Origin of the sequence: Sporosarcina sp. FSL K6-6792 (assembly GCF_038004885.1) — a bacterium.
GTDB lineage: Bacteria > Bacillota > Bacilli > Bacillales_A > Planococcaceae > Sporosarcina > Sporosarcina psychrophila.
In genome coordinates this window covers 4,590,076-4,607,812 of sequence record NZ_JBBOSA010000001.1, presented here as the reverse complement: position 1 = coordinate 4,607,812, position 17,737 = coordinate 4,590,076, and the positions used below count along the sequence as shown (strand labels likewise).

Below are 17,737 nucleotides of genomic sequence, written 5' to 3'. Positions count from 1 at the left end.
TCGTCTAGTTCGCATCAAATTAATACAAATCGGCAATCGTATGATCCCGTTTCCTCCGCGCATCCCGAACCCCCTCCTGCACATCACTATCATTCAAATGTGGAAGGGCAACGATATCGGCGACCTGATTCATAATGTCGTTCGCTTCGTCGGTGAGACTGCTTGTCAGTTGTGAAATTTCTGTAAGTCCGGCTTCAACTTCTCCTTCAAGGAATGTTTCACGGATGAACCCGTTCATATCCGGCTCCAATGAATCAAGTGCGGAATCCATTTGGGTGAGGACATTTGCGTAATTGCTTTTGAATGTCATGAAAAACTGTAAGAAAGGCAGGTGGCACTCCGCATAAAATGCGCGGATTGCATCTCCTCCTTGTCCTTTCAATGAGTCTTCCAGCGCAACGAGTCCTTCGACTGCGGTCTCGATTGCTTTCATTTCATTTTCCAAACGATTTAGCATGGTATTATTCCGCCGCAAGCCATCGTGGAAAGGGCTGACATCTACTACTTTCATATATTTTAAAAAGGTGCCTATCAAAGACATGACTCTTTATCTTGTCTTTGATAGGCACCACAGGATTTTATATTGTTGGAATTCTTGTAGAAATCCGTAAATTATATATCATTTTCTATGTAAAACTTTGTTTGAGCATCCAGATCATCCTTTTCATGATTAAACAATCCTTGTGATTGCACGGACTACTATCACTGGAGCATAATTGTTTTAAACTTTCACGATTGAATGAACAACAGGATCCCCGGTACTTTATCAAGAGAATCATCAATAGCTCCATTTAGCTAGTGTCAATTTTATTTATAGAAAACATAGTTTCACTCTTTTTAGGCAAGGAATTTGTTTTCTACTTATCTCCCAATACTCTCTTCCTACTCTGATGTGTTGCTAAATCCGCATATCTCGTTATAATCGGTAAACGACTATCTTTTTCTATAAAGTGTAACGTTAATTCCGTAGCCGTATCTAAATCAATCCAGTTACCACAGGAAACAAATATAGGTTTTACGTTTTCTCTCGTTCGTAAGCATCTTCCATATACATCATTATTAATTACTATATCTGTGTGCGCCCCTTTTAAATTTTCAGGCATTATGAAATCGACATTCTCTATTTTCAAATAACTTTTTGCTATACCAATCGTTGGTTTGTTTAGATAAAATGAAGCATGTGTAGCAATCCCCATATGTCTATAGTGCAAATAACCGTTGCCATCAAACATATAGATATCTGGTTTAGTTTTTAATTTTTTGACAGTTTTAAGTATTAGAGGCAACTCACGGAAAGCTAAGAATCCAGAAATGTATGGAACAGTTATTTCATCAAAATAATCAACTTGTTCTACTATTTCTTTTGTATTATAGTCAATGACTACAATACTACAAGTACCATATTCTTTTTTATCTTTAACCCAATAAGCTAAATCAACACCAGCAACAAGTTTAATTTCTTCAACTAAAAATGTATTCTGTAAATAAACCAATTTCTTTAATTCATCTTGCTTCTCAACAAATTTTTTTATATATTTTTCTTTCAATTGAACTTCTCCATATATTTTAAATCGCTTTCATCAGGATTCTTTTTCTCCTCAATAAGATCCCCTGTTTCATCCCATTTTTTATATTTTATTGGTATACCAATAAAATATTCTCCTTCAAGTCTCTTTTCTCCATTCTCAAAATAACTTACCTGATAGCCATTAGAGGCTCCTTTAAGTATATTTGATATAGATTCTACGTTTCCATTGTCATAAAACTCTACCATTTCACCATCATTTACTCCATTTTTATAATATGCATAATAGGCCAGATTTCCATTATTATGCAATTCATACGCAAGACCTGTAAAAGGATTTCCATTCTTTTCAGCATCTATCACTATATCCCCATAAGGTAGTGAAAACCACAATTCCTCCTCAAAATCGACACCTTTCTCCAGTACATAATCCTTAGTAAGTATCTCAATCTCCAATTTTAGGCACCTCCGATATAAATTCAAATCCTTCAGTTATATAGGCACAATGTGGACATTTTTTCATCATTTGTCCAGTTGGTTTTAGTTTTTTTCCACTTCGGACAACGTTTACTGTTAAATCATTAATTTTCGCATCTGGATTTGCTAATAATGCATCATTTATAGCTTTGACTTCTGCATGAGAACCAGCTCCATAGGTCATTTCAGCATAGGAATCATATACATCTTTTGGCATATTCCCTAAACGTTCTTTAATTAATGGATGGATTATTTCTGGAACTTTACCTGTAGGATTATTTGTTGCAAAATAATATTTCCCCGTTGTTTTATTAAATACACCCGCTAATGCTGGGCCAGCCTGTTTGTTAGTTAAACTGCTTAATTTACTAAGTTCCTTCGCTGTTTCACCACGCAAATTAATTCTTTGATGTAATTGCTCAGATGTGAGTTTACCATACTTATTGTGTAGATAATCAATTCTTGATATCCCTTCAGCTCTGTTGACTCCCTTAAGAGGTTTACTCGTAGTTGGTGGATTACCTACCCCCTTACCGCTAACGGTCCCCAAAGATTCTTTTGGAGCTACTGCCTTTACACCTCCTATGGCAATTGTTGCAAGCCCTAAGCTGTCCAACCAATGCTCTTTGGAAAGAGGATCTTCCGCTGCTAATGCTCCTTTAACCGTTCCAGCAAAACCGATGGTCCAGTAATTCGTGAAGTCGTAAGGTGAATTCCACATCTTATCCGCTCTGCTCTTTGCCCCTAAGATGACCCCGTCTGAAATACCAAGAGTTGCATAGTTCGCAAAATCGGAAGGAGAATCCAATGCTTTATCTGTTCGAGTGTTTACTCCTACTACAAAGTCAGTCCCGATTTCCTTAAAGCTATTTAAAGATTTCATTACGGGATTAAGAGTAGATTTAGGATAGACTTTTTGGTTATTCATCACATGCTCTTTATTAAATCCATCAATCGGCATTGCCCAAGTTGCCATACCTGGAAGTGTGTAAACGCTAGCCCAGTAAAGATCGCCCACCACTTCTTGGAATCGATGCCCAAACATAGCTGTGGATCCCCCCGAAATAGATGCCCCCAATAACGTTCCAGGCTGACCATCCACGTACATCATGCTAGCGATGGCGGCCACTGGTACTGTCCGTTGCGCTAAATCTGTCTGAAGAGTATTTTTCGATGATAATGCTGCCCATTTATCCATCGGGAAGTCGATGGCCGTCACACTGTCAGTGAACAATCCTTCGATATCAGAAATCCATGTTTCCATTGTCTTCAGGTCATTCTCTATCGCTATTAAAGCCCTCGTCTGGTTCGCATCAAATTCATACAAATCGGCAATCGTTCGATCCCGTTTCCTCCGCGCATCCCGAACCCCTTCCTGCACATCACTATCATTCAAATGTGGAAGGGCAACGATATCGGCGACCTGATTCATAATGTCGTTCGCTTCGTCGGTGAGACTGCTTGTCAGTTGTGAAATTTCTGTAAGTCCGGCTTCAACTTCTCCTTCAAGGAATGTTTCACGGATGAACCCGTTCGCATCCGGCTCCAATGCATCAAGTGCAGAATCCATTTGGGTGAGGACATTTACGTAAATGCTTTTGAATGTCATGAAAAACTGTAAGAACGGCAGGTGGCACTCCGCATAAAATGCACGGATTGCATCTCCCCCTTGTCCTTTCAATGAATCTTCCAGCGCAACGAATCCTTCGACTGCGCTCTCGATTGCTTTCATTTCATTTTCCAAACGATTTAGCATGGTATTATTCCGCCGCAAGCCATCGTGGAATGGGCTGACATCTACTACTTTCATTATAACATCGCCTGCTTCGGTCCCGATAATGTACTATGCACGACAGTCGCTATTTTTTCGTCTGATTCACGTATGAATTCAACGGATCTAGTCGTTGTTTTACTATTCTCCATTAATACAGTTTGATAGCTCATCAAAAGCTGTTCCAGTTGAATCGACAACTTCGTCTGTTTAGTCACGACATCCATCGTATTTCCCGTAATCGGTGGTTCAGCTCTTGGAATGAGTGACTCCGTTTTGCTATTCATTTCCCTTAATTGGTTTTCAACTTCTCCATAGTCTATCTTCACTTCGGTCGACATGATAGTTATCTCCCCCGTTGTTAGTTGGAAGTTTTCACTTCTTCTTTTTCCCTTGCCGCTTCCTCGGCCAATAGACGCTCGATAGTCTGTTGAATGGAGGCAATTTCTGCTTGAAGTGAAGCAATTTTTGCTGCAATTGCACTATATACGTTTGCGAACTGGGCACCTGCAATCTCCAAAAAAGCTGTGTGAATTCCCCCTTCACGAATAGCTTGAAAATCAGTAGCATGTCTACCATGCCAAGTCGTGGGCGAAAGTTCTGGTTCCAAACATTTATGTTCATTCATAGTGAATTGCTGCTGTTTTTCGCTTAGTGAGGATTGACACGCATTCAGACGTGCAACCTCCCCTTCCTTCTTACTCAATAATGCATAGTAATAGCCAAGCAATCCTCATTCCCCCTACCTTTTTTATTCACCTCACATTTACCCCCCAATGACTTATCGGTTACTCGCATCAAAGACACTGATTAATTCTAATATAAGGTTGTAAAAATTTTTCTACTAATCTTGCCTTGTAGCGCATTATGGAACATCATTAAATCTATTATCAATCTAGTAATAACTATCCATAATTAACTCATGTCAATTCTCCATTATATTGTTAATAAAGAATGATATGGTATTTATCCATTGATACTATAAATAGCATTCTAATCTCCCCTTTGTCAAAGACATCTAATATGACATAAATTTTCCACAAGACTATTATCCCTCTATATATTGTCCCTCCAGATTATTTGGTTCTTAATCACACCTACTTATACCGTATAAGTCTATGAAATCATGACTTATATAGTAGGTACTTCGAGGTTTTTATTCTAATTCCGTGACTTAAGATCCGTTTTCATGCGTATTCAAAAAAATGCTAGCTACAAGTGGTAATTAATAGGGATTGGACGTTGGATCATGCCCAAGCAAAAACGTTAAAAAGAAACCAGTGTCAATATACAGAAATCTCTAAAGCGAAAAGAAAAGGAAATCTCAGGGACGCCCGTGGAAGCACTGGTAACTTCAGAATGAGTAACTGAGTACGTTACTACTTTGCACAAGAGTAAAAATGACTGATTGACAGACCAAATCCAAATGTGGATCGAAAAAAAAGGCGAAACTACTATTCTGGGCGAACATTTCTAAAATAAGAAAAGCCAAAGGATCTCCAGATTAAGAGATCCTTTGGCGAAAATTGTTTAGTTGCATTCAATTTTAATATAGACAGTCAGGATATTTTTGGGTCATTTGATTCAAAACACCTATAATGTTGTGTGTCAATTAAATATGAAAGTTCGAACAATCTATTTTTTATTTGCCAACTATCTATTTAACATAATAGCGTATCTGACAACTAAACTGGATAAACTTGTCACACGTGCTATACTAAAAATAGTACTTAATACTTTTATCCTATCATTTATGCATAGTAACAATGAATAACGACATAAAATTATGAGGTGATGACATGGTTAAATTGCAGAATTCTCAGTTTGGAAAGAATGTTATTATCGAAGAAAATCCGCTTTCAAGATGGTTATTTTCTAACACGATATCTGCATGGATATGGTTAGTTTTAAGATTATACCTTGGTTACTCTTGGCTGATGGCCGGCATTGGAAAAGTTACTTCTGACGTATGGACAGGTGCTAATGCTGGTGTTGCAATTGAAGGATTTATGGGTGGTGCCCTTGCTAAAGCAGAGTCGGGGGACGTCGCAGGGTGGTATGCTTGGTTCCTTGAGAGTGTCGTAATTCCAAACGCAACCCCATTTTCTTATATGGTCGCTTGGGGTGAAGTGTTAATTGGACTTGGCTTAATCGTTGGCCTCTTAACAGGAATTGCAGCTTTCTTTGGTGCACTTATGAATATGTCCTTCTTATTGGCAGGTACCGTGAGTACAAATCCCGTTATGTTTATAATTGCAGTATTCTTAATTATGGCCTGGAAAGTTGCTGGTTGGTATGGGCTAGATCGTTGGGTGTTGCCTCGCTTAGGAACACCATGGTCGTCAAACAAATGAATTGTATAAATTGGATGATATCCCAAGTTCTTTTACTTGGGGTATTTTTTTAACTGCCCTACTTGTTTCCTAAAAAGGACTGCCTGCGCCAGACACAAGGACGAAAAATTCACATAGTCGAGTAGTAATAAAAAAAGAATAAAAAACCACATAGATATTGATCAGTTTTGTACTCTTATACAATTGCATTGTATAAGAGTAGTTCCGCACACTGGTACCAAACACTATGGAGATTCCATTACGCCAAGTTTTAGTTTATAAGAAACACGCTCTGTTCAATTTGTTTCATTTCATAGAAATAACCTTTTTTATCCATCAATTCTTCAAATGTTCCAGCCTCGACTATGGTTCCATTGTCCATCACAATGATTTGGTCCATCTTCTCTAATCCTGTTAAGCGATGACTAACAACAATTACAGTATCATCTTTTGCTTTTTCAAATAAATAGCTGAAAATATGCGCCTCGGTTAAAGCATCGATGGATGACGTTGGCTCATCTAGCAGCCATAGAGGCGAATTTCTGAGCAGGGCTCGGGAAATAGCTAGACGCTGTTTTTCTCCACCTGAAAGATTCTCCCCTTTTTCTAAGACTTTATCATCTAAGGAAAAGTGTCCAAGCTTCACTTGTTTCAACATCTCTTCCATTTCTGTATCACTTAATCCATCACTAGCAAGCAGTAAGTTATCTCGAATGGTTCCATAGAAAAAATGATTTTCTTGCAATACTACATTTGTATTCTCCCAAATACACTCCTGTGTTAACTGATCAATCGAATCATTGTTAAAACGAATCTGACCTTGGTTTATACTATAAAACTTTAAAAGCAACTGCAACAACGTCGATTTTCCAGAACCACTCGGACCGACTATAGCTGTTTTTGAACCCGGTGGAAATGTTGTAGTTACATTTGTTAACGTATTACGTGTTTCATCTGGAAAAGCAAAAGTTACATCCTTCATTTCAATTGAAGGAACGCCCTGTATAGTACGTTTTTCAAAACTTTCTTGTGGTTTCTCTTGTACAAAATCTTTACCAACGACTGCGGTAAGCCTTGACGCAGCTTGCCGACTCTCTTCTAAATAGCTTGGGAAAGCTGCCATAGAAGTTGTATTTTCAAAAACTGTCAATGAAACCATGACAAACATCGCAAGGTAAATCCCATCCAGTTGACCATCTGCCACTAAATAAGCGCCAACACCTAGAACAAGCAATGATATGAGAAGCGATAGAAACTTGTTAGCAGCCTGGCTGAACAAATTATGAATACTTTCACGTTCTTGTTCATCTAAGTAGGCATGTACAGATTGATGCAGTTCGCCTTCTTTTTCTTCTAGTTGTTGGTGTATTTTTAAATCACGAAAGCCATAAATAAATTCTGTCACTTTGGTAGACAATTCTCCGCGTCTCTGTCTCACCAGTCGATCCACTTTTCGCTGCGTTAAAGCAAAGATTGATGGAACAACAAAGGTAGTTACTATCAGACCGACGAATACGACCAATGCTACTTCTATTGAAAACAATGCTGTAAAAAAGATTGTACATAAAAATACTAATAGTAAAACAACCGGTGGGTAAAAAACGCGCAAAAAGAAATTTTGTAATGCCTCTACATCACCCACTACTCTAGCAAGAAGATCTCCGCTTCGATATTTGCGGAATATCGTTGGTGCTAATGGTTCTAACTGCTCGTAAAAGGAAACACGCATATTACTTAACATCGTAAATGTCCCTCGGTGAGAAAAATAACGTTCTCCGTAACGACTTAATGCTGATATAATTCCTAAAATTTTAACCGATGCAACGATAATCATTAAGGTATAAATTGAAGGTGTTAAAGCCGCCTTGGAGATCAAATACCCACTGGATGCAAATAAACTAACAGCTGTTATCCCAGATATAAATCCGCAGATAATAGAATAGAAAATATCCTTTTTTTCTACGAATAATATCTTGGTAACAAATCCTAAGTCCTTCATTTTGCAATCCCTCCTTGTTGAACAGACACCATGTCACGATACACTTCCACCGATTCCAGCAGTTCCTCATGTGTGCCAGTTGCTAAGAGTTCTCCGTTGTCCAAGAAAATAATCTTGTCGGCATTTTTAATCGTATGAAGCCTATGAGCAACTGTAATGACCGCTGAAGCTTTAGACAGTTCCTTAATAGATGCTTGCAAGATTTTCTCCGTCCGAAGATCGAGTCCAGTTGTCGGCTCATCAAACAGAATAACAGATGGACTTTTTAAGAATGCTCTCGCAATAGCTATTCGTTGTTTTTCTCCACCTGAAAGGTCTCTTCCTCCTTCACCAATAGCTGTATCATAGCCATGTTTAAGTGAATCGACCAACTCGGAAATTCCAGCCTTTTCAGCAGCTTGTACGATCTCCCCTCGAGTAGCATCCATACGTCCGCCAATCGCAATATTTTCCGCAATTGTTCCTGAAAATAAATAAGGGTTTTGTGAAATATAACTTAATCGATTAAACCAATGTTTCTCTTGAAAGTTTGACCTTGGTTTCCCATTGATAAGCATTTCTCCCTCTGAGACCGAAACAAGTCCGGCAATTACATTTAATAGGGTTGATTTCCCCGCGCCAGTTTTACCGACAATCGCTACTTGTTCATTTGGAACAATTTCTAGTTGAATGTTTTTTAATGTAAATGCATCTTCTCCATAAGTAAATCCCACACCACGCAGTTCAATTGCTAGTGGTACTTCTCTTTCCAAGCTTTCTACTCCCCATAAAACAGGTTTCTCTGTGTCACTTAGTTCATCTGCTAGCTTTTTAGCCGCCCCCATACTTCCCCTACCCGTATGAAAAGCACTACCTAAGTCTTTTAATTTCATGAAAAACTCTGGAGCCAATACCAACATGAAAAACGCGGTAAAAAACGTGATATTCTGAAACACAATTAAACTAAGTGCAAGTTCTAGGGCTATGATCCCCATACTTAGCATCGATATGAATTCTAATACTAAGGAATTTTGGAAAGCAATTTTAAGTACTTCCATCGTCGCATCACGAAAATCAAGACTGCTTTTTCGTATCGTTTCTTTTTGTTCTTTGGAACGACCAAGCAATTTAAGAGTTGTCAATCCCTGTAACGTATCGAGGAACCCTCCCGAAAAAGCAGCCATTTTATCCAATTGGTCTTCGGTTTTGTCTTTTGTTTTGATACCAATAATTATCATGAAAACCGGAATAAAGGGTGCAGTGATTATAATAATCACTCCTGTGGATATATGTTGTGTCAAGATAACCACTAGAATGATGAGTGGAATGATAGTAGCTTGAATTACTTGTGGGATATAACCGCTAAAATAACTGTCAACTTCATCCACAGTATCCATCATTACACTTACTTTTTTACCCGACTGTCCTTGAAGTGATGATTGCAACGTATTTCCAGAAAACTTATTCAAAAGGTTTTTCCGAAGATTCCCTTTAACCTGTGAAGCCATTTTCACTCCAGTTCTCCCACTAAGATACTGAAGGATTGTTCTTGCGGAAAACGCGAAGAACAATCCTATCAACAGCGGTACAACATCAGAGAATGATGCATCTTTTATAAAGATACGATCCACAATTGCGACTAATAAATAACCCTGTCCAATAATTGCTACACCTGTTGTGACAGCAAAAATGACCAAGAGAACCAGCTTTCTTTTCTGTTCTAATGCTAATTCCTTAAGTCCTACCATCTCTCTACACCTCCCGAAAAACAAGCTAATTTAGCGAAGTATCCAAAGTTTATACACTGGCAGTAATACCGCTACCTCCTCGTTATATGACTTAAGGATATTTGTTTGGAATTACCGCCAGAAAGCTACTTATATCAGTGGAAGACGCAAGAATCCTCCACTACTAAAAGTTTCAATTTATTTTTCTTTTGAAACAAATCCATCTTTTGGTGAAGTCCAGAATGCACATACTATTGCTGTGAAGATTATGGTACATGAAGCTACAAAGATTAGAATGTCATGTAGCATTCATCTTACTCCTTTTCCCTGTTTTCTATTACATACTCTTTATCAAAGAAGAAAGAAAATACTTCCAAAAACAGGAGTAGTGCTCCAGTCCTCCCTGCCAGTTTCATAAAATTTGACCAAAGTAATGAAAGCCGCAGTCCATTCATGGTTCCAGTTACAACACCGACCGAAACCCAGGCGCCCAACGTTCGGCTATTAGAATATAATGTTCGTTATTTTTCTTAATTACCACTCAATGGGCTATCATGAGTGGAACACCAACCCATATCGTTGCGTAAATAATATAAAATGAATAGGTAAGAAATATTAATTTCCACCTTCTATACAACATCTTTTCCCAAGCTCCGCTTTGAGTAAATTATACAACCAAGGTACATTAATACTATTTTCAAGTCGTAGACCCATTTTAACTGTAATTGACTGTTAGTAGGTGGATATCTTGTGACAGAAACGACGATCATGTGACCGCGATTGGGCATTCTTTAGTTGTAAAAAAAACACTTAAAATCCAGCTACTATTCTCTGATAATTATGACACCCACAGAAAAAAATGTTAAAATAACAGTTAGAATATAATTCACTACGAAAAGGGAGGGATATAGATGCCGAATTCTTATGTATTGCATGAAGATATGGGGCTGAATACCGGAAATGCATATGTTGAAAAAATTATTTTCAGTTTGACTAAAAGTGGAGCAATTCTAAATGCGAATAAAGATTTCTGTACTCTTTCGGTGGAAAAAATCCCTTCTATAATTGGTACATCTATGTATGAATTTGTTCATGAGGATGATCGGTTGTTATTCATTGAGCGAATTCTTGAATGCTGTGATGGAAATTTGATTCCGTTTACTTTCAGGTTCACTACTAGTAAAAGGGATGGCATGCCGTTTTATGTAAATGTATGCAGGTGGATTAATCAGAATGAAGTGCTTATACATGCCATACCGATTGTAGATACGTTCGCCTATACATCTGTTGAACGCTCGTTAATTGATAAAGAACTCACGGTATTTGACATTACAGATAAAGCTGCCATCAATACTGGTTTTGACGGGACTGTTATTGGTGTTAATGACGCTTATATTGAACTCTTTGGATGGACACGTGAAGAGCTAGAAGAGAAGAAAGCCTCAATGGTTCCTGATTTTCTTATGTACGAACTTATAGAAATTAAGGAACGACTCATTAAGGGCGAAAAAGTTGTTCGTTTGAACACAGTACGAATAACGAAAAATGGACTAATGCTTCCTGTTAACATCGTTTTATTGCCTTATTATGACAGCGCTGGAATGGTTCAAGGCGTTTTTGCGCTTTCGAGAAAGCTTGAGGAAACGCTAGAAATGAAATCGTTTGTTGAAAAGCAGTTGGCAAATATTTTGCAACAGGAAGTATTAATTAAAGATATTACGAGAAATTTGGAATTCGGAGTTTGCCAGTATGATGTTAAAAAGGGGATGTACCTTTACGTAAGCCCTGGAATAGAACAACTTGTCGGTATCTCCGTTTTAGACTTAATGAAAGATCCTACATTGTTTGTTTCAACATGTCATCCAGATGATAAAATTGAATTGTTTCGTTTTTTTGAGGAGTTATCTAAAGAAAGGACCGAAATTGAGTATCGCGTGCTAAATAAGGATGAAAAAGTTTGCTGGATTCGAACAAAGATTACCCCTGTTATTGATGGGGCGGGAGAAGTTGTAAGATATGTTTCAATTACTCAGGATATTTCTAAACTAAAAATGCAAGAGGAGCTTCTTAGGAAGTGGGACATGCTTAACATAGTTGGACAATTATCTGCCAGCTTTGCTCATCAAGTTAGAAATCCATTAACAACTATAAAAGGATTCATTCAATTATTTCCAATGGGGCCGGAAGATACGTTTGGTCCGATTATGACAGAAGAGCTTATTAAAATTGAAATGATTATAGAAGAATTTCTTCAACTTGCAAAACCGAGTAACGGAACAGGTTTTACAACTACCTCCATTTATAATGAAATAAACCGAACCATTTCATTGATGGAAAAAGAGGCAATACTTCATAATATTTCATTCAATATGAATCTTAATGATAAAGATCAATTCATTCATTGTGAACCGAAGCAAATTCAACAAGTGCTCATTAATTTAATAAGAAATTCGATAGATGCAATGCCAAACGGCGGAGAAATAACAATCGGGACAGTGGTCGAAGAAGGACAAGTCGTCAAAATCATACTTACTGATACTGGTATCGGAATACCAACAGAACGTCTCAATAAGCTTGGAGAACCATTCTATTCACTTAAGGAAAAAGGAACGGGTCTAGGCCTTATGGTTAGTTATAAAATTATTGAAAACCATCATGGATCTATTCAATTCAAGAGTAAAGAGGGTTATGGGACGACTGTAGAAATCACTCTTCCGTTAAGTGCCCCTGTGAATTGAAAATAATTAATACGGTTGACTATAGATTTAACAAGACTGACAGACTTTCATTCCTTTAAAAAGAGGTACTTGTGTCAGACCAAACGTGTTGTACATTAGCAAGATGATGCACAACACGAGTGGTCTCAGACACAAAGACGAATCATCCACATATTCGATTAATTATACGAAAAAACTAAGAAAACCGCACTATATGTTTTGATACGCTTTATAATTTCATATTTTATAGAAGTACAATTTACTTTTCCTTATCCGCTTCTTTTGGTTCATCGCTTCCACGATAGCGATTATAAGGTAGAACATTCCAAGTTCTTTCTTGTAAATAATCTTCACTCAGCACTCTCGGAATGTCCGCAAGAATCTTTTTAGCGACATCAAGTTCACGTTGGGATTCTTCCTTATCCTGATACAAGAATTCATCGGAAGCGGTAGTTGGAGCTAGCGACACTTTCTCCTCCAAGTCCTGAATGACCATTTCTTGTTGAACGCGCATTGACTCCCGGGCATCTGTAATCCACTCCGGTTGCAAACCTCGATTGACATCACCGACGCAACTAAACTCATCAAAAATGTCCCGATAAATTTGGTCTGCATTGGTGCGGACATCCAAGTTCGCCGCTTCCAAATCAAGGTTAGTGAGTTGCTCCACTGTCAAAGGTGTATTGCGTTTTCGTCCACCGAGCCTTGTTCTTGTTAAATAGAAAGGGAATATGCTATTAAGTGTTTTGCCAACCGGTGAAATGGATCTTTCAAACTCATCAAGCCCTTTTGGCTGAACCCCCTGCATCGCAATACGAGCTGATTCAGGACGTACAATTTCCTTCGGTGGCATAATCCCATGACGAAGCATTTCTCGTATACCCGTACCAGAAATATTGATCCGATACTGTTCATCATGTGGACAGGACTGCCCTGTAGCAGGACTATCACAACGTGTGCAGTAAAAGACTTCATGATACAGCCGAACCTCGATCCCTAACTCTTCCGGTTTAAACTCGTCAAATATACTATGACTCGCGTACTTATCATAATAATCACCAATTCCCGCGTGATCTCGCCCGATGAGCGCATGCGTACATCCATAATTCTTCATAATTAAGGCATGTAAAACAGTCTCACGCGGCCCTGCAAAAATATACGTCACTCGCAAAGGTGCAAGAATGGAGCGACCTTTTGGATAATACGTATCTAAAACGCTTCGATAAGACAACATACGGTATTCATGACGTGTATACTCACGTTTGGCCATCTCAACTAAAGGTTGAAGAAGTAAGCCATCCAATTCTTCTAAAGCGTTCTTATGAATATACTCATGACCTCTATGCAAGGGATTGGCCCCTGTTATAAAACCTGCCGCAGTACGAAACTTCTTCTCCTCATAAAATATACGCCACGTATCTTTTGGTTCCAGTCGAAGTTTCTCAAATGGTCCCCAATCCATTCGCCGTAATAACCGAATAGGTCCACCTAAAGAGACATCCCCCATTCTTCTATAAATTGCATCTACCCCTGGATGATTACGATCGGTTGTATCAAAAAGGGCAGATGCACGTCGTTCCTTATCATACTGAAAAACATCTTCTATTTTCATAATAGCGACAGGTTCATTGTTTTCATCGGCAAGTGTGATCTCATCTCCAACTTTTAAGGACTTGACGATTTCCTTGTTCCTATTACCTATTGGAGCAAAGCTTAGCGGCGCCGGCCATATTACGCCACTTGTTAATCGCCCTTTCGAAAGAACAGAATTATAATCAGCTTCGTTCATAAAGCCTTCATTGGGAGATAACACCCCTGTGGCAATCATTTCAAGCGTTATGGAAGCCTCCATGTCTACCATAATCGTTGGTAACTGCTTGGCCCTGACCAGCTCCTCTTCCCGCTCTGTTCCCGTCACAACCTTATCCACTAATTTGCCACCATGAGGCTGTTGTGGATAGTTCAAATACTTATTTTCCGCTACAACATTTACCATCTCATTTCCTCCCCCTTTAAATTGTTTGTCTATATATATTTAAAAATTCAGAACACTAACACCACTATACCCGCACACCCAAAATAAATCAAATACTCTGAAACTTTTAGTCATTTACTAAAGATACTACTATTTTACAGATTTAAATCACTTGCTAGAATAACTCTACGCAAAAAAAACACAGCCATGTTACGCACAAGCTGAGTTGCATTCTTTTTTTTACTATTTCAGTCAAACTTCTAACTACTAGTTATTCCAAGTTTATCAATCCAGAATTTTAATTGTAACCGTTTTACGTCCCCAATTTAGTGCGTCTTGTTCATTTTCCATGAAGACATCAATTCTCTCACCCTTAATAGGACTACCAGTATCTCCCGCGATGACCTTTTTGTCAGGATTTGAACGCAAGTCAATACCGATGTAGTTAGAGAATTGCGTGCAGGAGGTAGCAATCGCGTGACACTATTCACCTCATTGATTTAATTGTCACAAAAAGAAGGGAACTGGAATATTAAAAGCAATTGGAACTATTGTATATCCATAGAATATCAGTACTTCAAAAGAGGAACTTGAAGCATTAAAAAGTCCATTGGGTACGGACAAGATTTGAGATGGTGTCGGATATGGCGAGTGCTACGCTAGGCACAAATATTGGTGGTTCTATTCGAATTCCCGTAACGGGTTCGAGTTAAGGTCACTTCTTAAGCTAATGAAGTGAAATTTGGTTGTTTGGGAAAAAGCGTGCATGCATACGGTTCGTTTAACAGGCAACCATATAGTTGCTTCACTTGAACAATGTAGAATCGCGACAGGCACTTATTTGCAACAGTATCACTGATAAGAGAGCTGTGAAAATGAAGGTCTTCAAGCCCAACTCGCCAGTATTTTATGAAAACAAAAAAACTGTCAACCAAATCCGATTGGTTGACAGTTTATTCATATCAAAGGGGTCCTATGTCAGGAATGAAGTTACACTTTGTTGACGACAATTTCTTCCTCCACGAGATCTACACGGACTTTTTCAACATGATCTTCTAAAATAAGATCTGTTAATGGATCTTCGATTTTATCTTGAATGACTCTGCGAAGTGGTCGGGCTCCGAATCGTTTATCATAGCCTAATTTGACCAATGCTTGTTTTGCTTCTTGGGAAATCGTGATGGCAATATTATTCTCTTCGATTGTTAGTTGTAAATCAACAAGCATTAAGTCCACGATTTCCAGTAGATGTTCCTCTGTTAATTCGTTAAATGAAACAATTGCATCGAAACGATTGAGAAATTCAGGTTTAAAATAATCGCCCAGCATTTCGAGTTTTGTAACGGACTCATGTACTGTTTGATTGAAACCGACACTCACTTTTTTGTCACCTGTTCCAGCATTACTTGTCATAACAATGACCGTATCTTTGAAACTGACTGTCCGACCATGTGAATCTGTTAAGCGGCCATCCTCCATAATCTGAAGGAACATATTTTGAACGTCTGGATGCGCTTTTTCAATTTCGTCAAGGAGTAAAATTGAATACGGATTCCGGCGTACTTGTTCTGTTAATTGACCAGCTTCTTCATGCCCTATATAACCTGGAGGGGAGCCAATAATTTTAGACACAGCATGTTTCTCCATATATTCACTCATGTCGAGGCGTATTAACGTGTCACGTGAACCAAATAATTCTTCTGCCAGGACTTTTGTGATTTCTGTTTTACCAACACCCGTTGGGCCAACAAATAAGAAAGAGCCAATGGGACGATTTTTGGCTTTAAGTCCCGCACGGCTACGACGAATTGCTTTTGCGATTTTATCGACCGCCTCTTCTTGACCGATGACTTTTTTGCTGAGATTTTCCTGAAGACCTTTCATTTTCACTTGTTCTGCTGCTTGTAGTTTTGTCACAGGAATTCCTGTTTTCTCTTCGACAATTAACTCAATATCTGCAACAGAAACTTCTATTTTTTCCGCTTCCCCACTCTGTTTCGCTTCTTCCAATTGTTTACGTAATTGAATTTCCTCAAAACGTAAATTTGCCGCTTTTTCATAGTCTTCCACTTCTGCTGCTTGTTCTTTTTCTTGAATGATTTCGCCGAGACGCATACCAATTGAATCTAAATCTGAATTAGTGGTGACATGTGTAAGGTTTAAACGTGACCCGACTTCATCCATCAAGTCAATCGCTTTGTCCGGTAAAAAACGATCTTGAATATAGCGTTGTGATAAGGTAACAAAAGCTTGCACCGCTTCATCTGTATAGCGTACTTCATGGAAAATTTCGTAACGTCCTTTTAACCCGTTTAAGATTTTAATCGTATCTTCTGCAGATGGTTCCTTGACGATAATCGGTTGGAACCGACGTTCAAGTGCAGCATCTTTTTCGATTTGACGATATTCTTTCAATGTCGTTGCCCCAATGAGTTGCAAGCCCCCCCGTGCTAAGGCTGGCTTCAAAATATTGCCGGCATCCATTTGCGATCCTTCTGTTGAACCTGCACCAACGAGCAAGTGAATTTCATCGATGAATAAAATTACATCTGTTCGTGCTTGAAGTTCTTCAATTAGTTGTTTCATCCGCTCTTCAAACTGACCACGAATGCCCGTATTGGTAACAAGTGAAGCAACGTCTAATAAGTACACTTCTTTATTCAGTAGTTTCATCGGTACATCGCCTTCGAGGATTTTTACTGCGAGCCCCTCGGCGATTGCTGTTTTACCAACTCCAGGCTCACCTATTAGCACTGGGTTGTTTTTATTTCTTCTATTTAGCGTTTCGATGACACGTCTCACTTCTTGATCACGTCCGATGACCGGGTCTATCAGTCCTTTTCTTGCTTCGTCTGATATATTTTTACCAAGTTGGTCTAACAAACCGTTGCCGTGACCTTCTTCTGTTTGCTTTGTTTGAGTTTTTGCCTGTTGGCCACCGTTTGCTTTGAAAAAGTGATTCGCATTGTCACTAAATGACGGCATCTTGCCTGCCTGTAATTGACCTTGGATTTCTTGAAAGCACGTAAGACACATATTGATGTGCATACCTTGCTGATTCACTTGAAATCTTAAACTCATCGTCGCTTCGTTTTTACCACAATGTTGACACTGCATATTCGTTTCCTCCCTTTATCTTCATTTATCTATCCCGCTTGGCTTTGACTATATTTGATCTATGAATTTATTGTACACTGACCTTTTTTGACTTTCAAGAAACTTGCTTGAATGTCT

Annotated in this window: 14 protein-coding genes and 1 pseudogene; 2 read left to right on the top strand and 13 right to left on the bottom strand. The window is 38.6% G+C overall.

Annotated elements, in window-relative coordinates:
* Positions 1–19 precede the first annotated feature (19 nt).
* From MKZ26_RS22035 to MKZ26_RS22010, 6 genes are all read right to left on the bottom strand, one after another.
* A complete protein-coding gene (locus MKZ26_RS22035; protein WP_340767718.1) occupies positions 20–511 on the bottom strand; it encodes a ribonuclease YeeF family protein in 492 nt (163 codons plus the stop codon).
* Between the two features lie 346 nt (positions 512–857).
* On the bottom strand, positions 858–1,547 hold the full coding sequence (locus tag MKZ26_RS22030; protein ID WP_340767555.1) for an endonuclease V: 690 nt from the start codon (positions 1,545–1,547) through the stop codon (positions 858–860).
* A complete protein-coding gene (locus MKZ26_RS22025; RefSeq protein ID WP_340767554.1) occupies positions 1,544–1,981 on the bottom strand; it encodes a toxin-antitoxin system YwqK family antitoxin in 438 nt (145 codons plus the stop codon). Before MKZ26_RS22025 ends, MKZ26_RS22030 begins: the two co-directional genes overlap by 4 nt.
* The gene (locus MKZ26_RS22020) at positions 1,971–3,812 is read right to left on the bottom strand and encodes a T7SS effector LXG polymorphic toxin (RefSeq protein WP_340767553.1); all 1,842 of its coding nucleotides are present in this window, start codon (positions 3,810–3,812) and stop codon (positions 1,971–1,973) included. The genes MKZ26_RS22025 and MKZ26_RS22020 overlap by 11 nt, the downstream gene beginning before the upstream one ends.
* Positions 3,812–4,114 carry a YwqI/YxiC family protein gene (locus tag MKZ26_RS22015; RefSeq protein ID WP_340767552.1) on the bottom strand — a complete coding sequence of 101 codons (303 nt, stop codon included), beginning with the start codon at positions 4,112–4,114 and terminating at the stop codon, positions 3,812–3,814. The genes MKZ26_RS22020 and MKZ26_RS22015 overlap by 1 nt, the downstream gene beginning before the upstream one ends.
* A 20-nt stretch (positions 4,115–4,134) precedes the next feature.
* The gene (locus MKZ26_RS22010) at positions 4,135–4,503 is read right to left on the bottom strand and encodes a YwqH-like family protein (RefSeq protein WP_067210853.1); all 369 of its coding nucleotides are present in this window, start codon (positions 4,501–4,503) and stop codon (positions 4,135–4,137) included.
* 1,069 nt (positions 4,504–5,572) lie between these two features.
* On the opposite strand from MKZ26_RS22010, the gene MKZ26_RS22005 reads away from it, so the two are divergent.
* Positions 5,573–6,127, top strand: coding sequence for a DoxX family protein (locus tag MKZ26_RS22005; RefSeq protein WP_340767551.1), 555 nt, complete (start codon positions 5,573–5,575; stop codon positions 6,125–6,127).
* A 250-nt stretch (positions 6,128–6,377) separates the two neighbouring features.
* Here the strand turns inward: MKZ26_RS22005 and cydC are convergent, their stop codons facing one another.
* The 4 genes and pseudogenes from cydC to MKZ26_RS21990 all read right to left on the bottom strand — a co-directional run.
* The gene (gene cydC / locus MKZ26_RS22000; protein ID WP_340767550.1) at positions 6,378–8,105 is read right to left on the bottom strand and encodes a thiol reductant ABC exporter subunit CydC; all 1,728 of its coding nucleotides are present in this window, start codon (positions 8,103–8,105) and stop codon (positions 6,378–6,380) included.
* Complete coding sequence (cydD, locus tag MKZ26_RS21995; RefSeq protein ID WP_340767549.1) at positions 8,102–9,832, bottom strand: thiol reductant ABC exporter subunit CydD; 1,731 nt, start codon at positions 9,830–9,832, stop codon at positions 8,102–8,104. The genes cydC and cydD overlap by 4 nt, the downstream gene beginning before the upstream one ends.
* A gap of 177 nt (positions 9,833–10,009) precedes the next feature.
* Positions 10,010–10,120 (bottom strand): cytochrome bd oxidase small subunit CydS, encoded by a 111-nt coding sequence (gene cydS / locus MKZ26_RS22430; protein ID WP_445683443.1) that lies wholly within the window; start codon positions 10,118–10,120, stop codon positions 10,010–10,012.
* A 41-nt stretch (positions 10,121–10,161) separates the two neighbouring features.
* A pseudogene (locus MKZ26_RS21990) lies at positions 10,162–10,451 on the bottom strand (cytochrome ubiquinol oxidase subunit I); the annotation flags it as partial.
* A gap of 271 nt (positions 10,452–10,722) precedes the next feature.
* Here MKZ26_RS21990 and MKZ26_RS21985 point away from each other — a divergent pair.
* Complete coding sequence (locus MKZ26_RS21985; RefSeq protein ID WP_338656010.1) at positions 10,723–12,549, top strand: PAS domain S-box protein; 1,827 nt, start codon at positions 10,723–10,725, stop codon at positions 12,547–12,549.
* Positions 12,550–12,787: 238 nt separating this feature from the next.
* Here the strand turns inward: MKZ26_RS21985 and MKZ26_RS21980 are convergent, their stop codons facing one another.
* The 3 genes from MKZ26_RS21980 to MKZ26_RS21970 form a co-directional block, all read right to left on the bottom strand.
* Positions 12,788–14,524, bottom strand: a complete 1,737-nt coding sequence (locus MKZ26_RS21980) for a sulfate adenylyltransferase (protein ID WP_340767548.1) — start codon at positions 14,522–14,524, stop codon at positions 12,788–12,790.
* Between the two features lie 264 nt (positions 14,525–14,788).
* A complete protein-coding gene (locus MKZ26_RS21975; RefSeq protein WP_340767547.1) occupies positions 14,789–14,932 on the bottom strand; it encodes a 3D domain-containing protein in 144 nt (47 codons plus the stop codon).
* A gap of 561 nt (positions 14,933–15,493) precedes the next feature.
* The gene (locus MKZ26_RS21970) at positions 15,494–17,620 is read right to left on the bottom strand and encodes an ATP-dependent Clp protease ATP-binding subunit (RefSeq protein WP_340767546.1); all 2,127 of its coding nucleotides are present in this window, start codon (positions 17,618–17,620) and stop codon (positions 15,494–15,496) included.
* Positions 17,621–17,737: the final 117 nt, after the last annotated feature.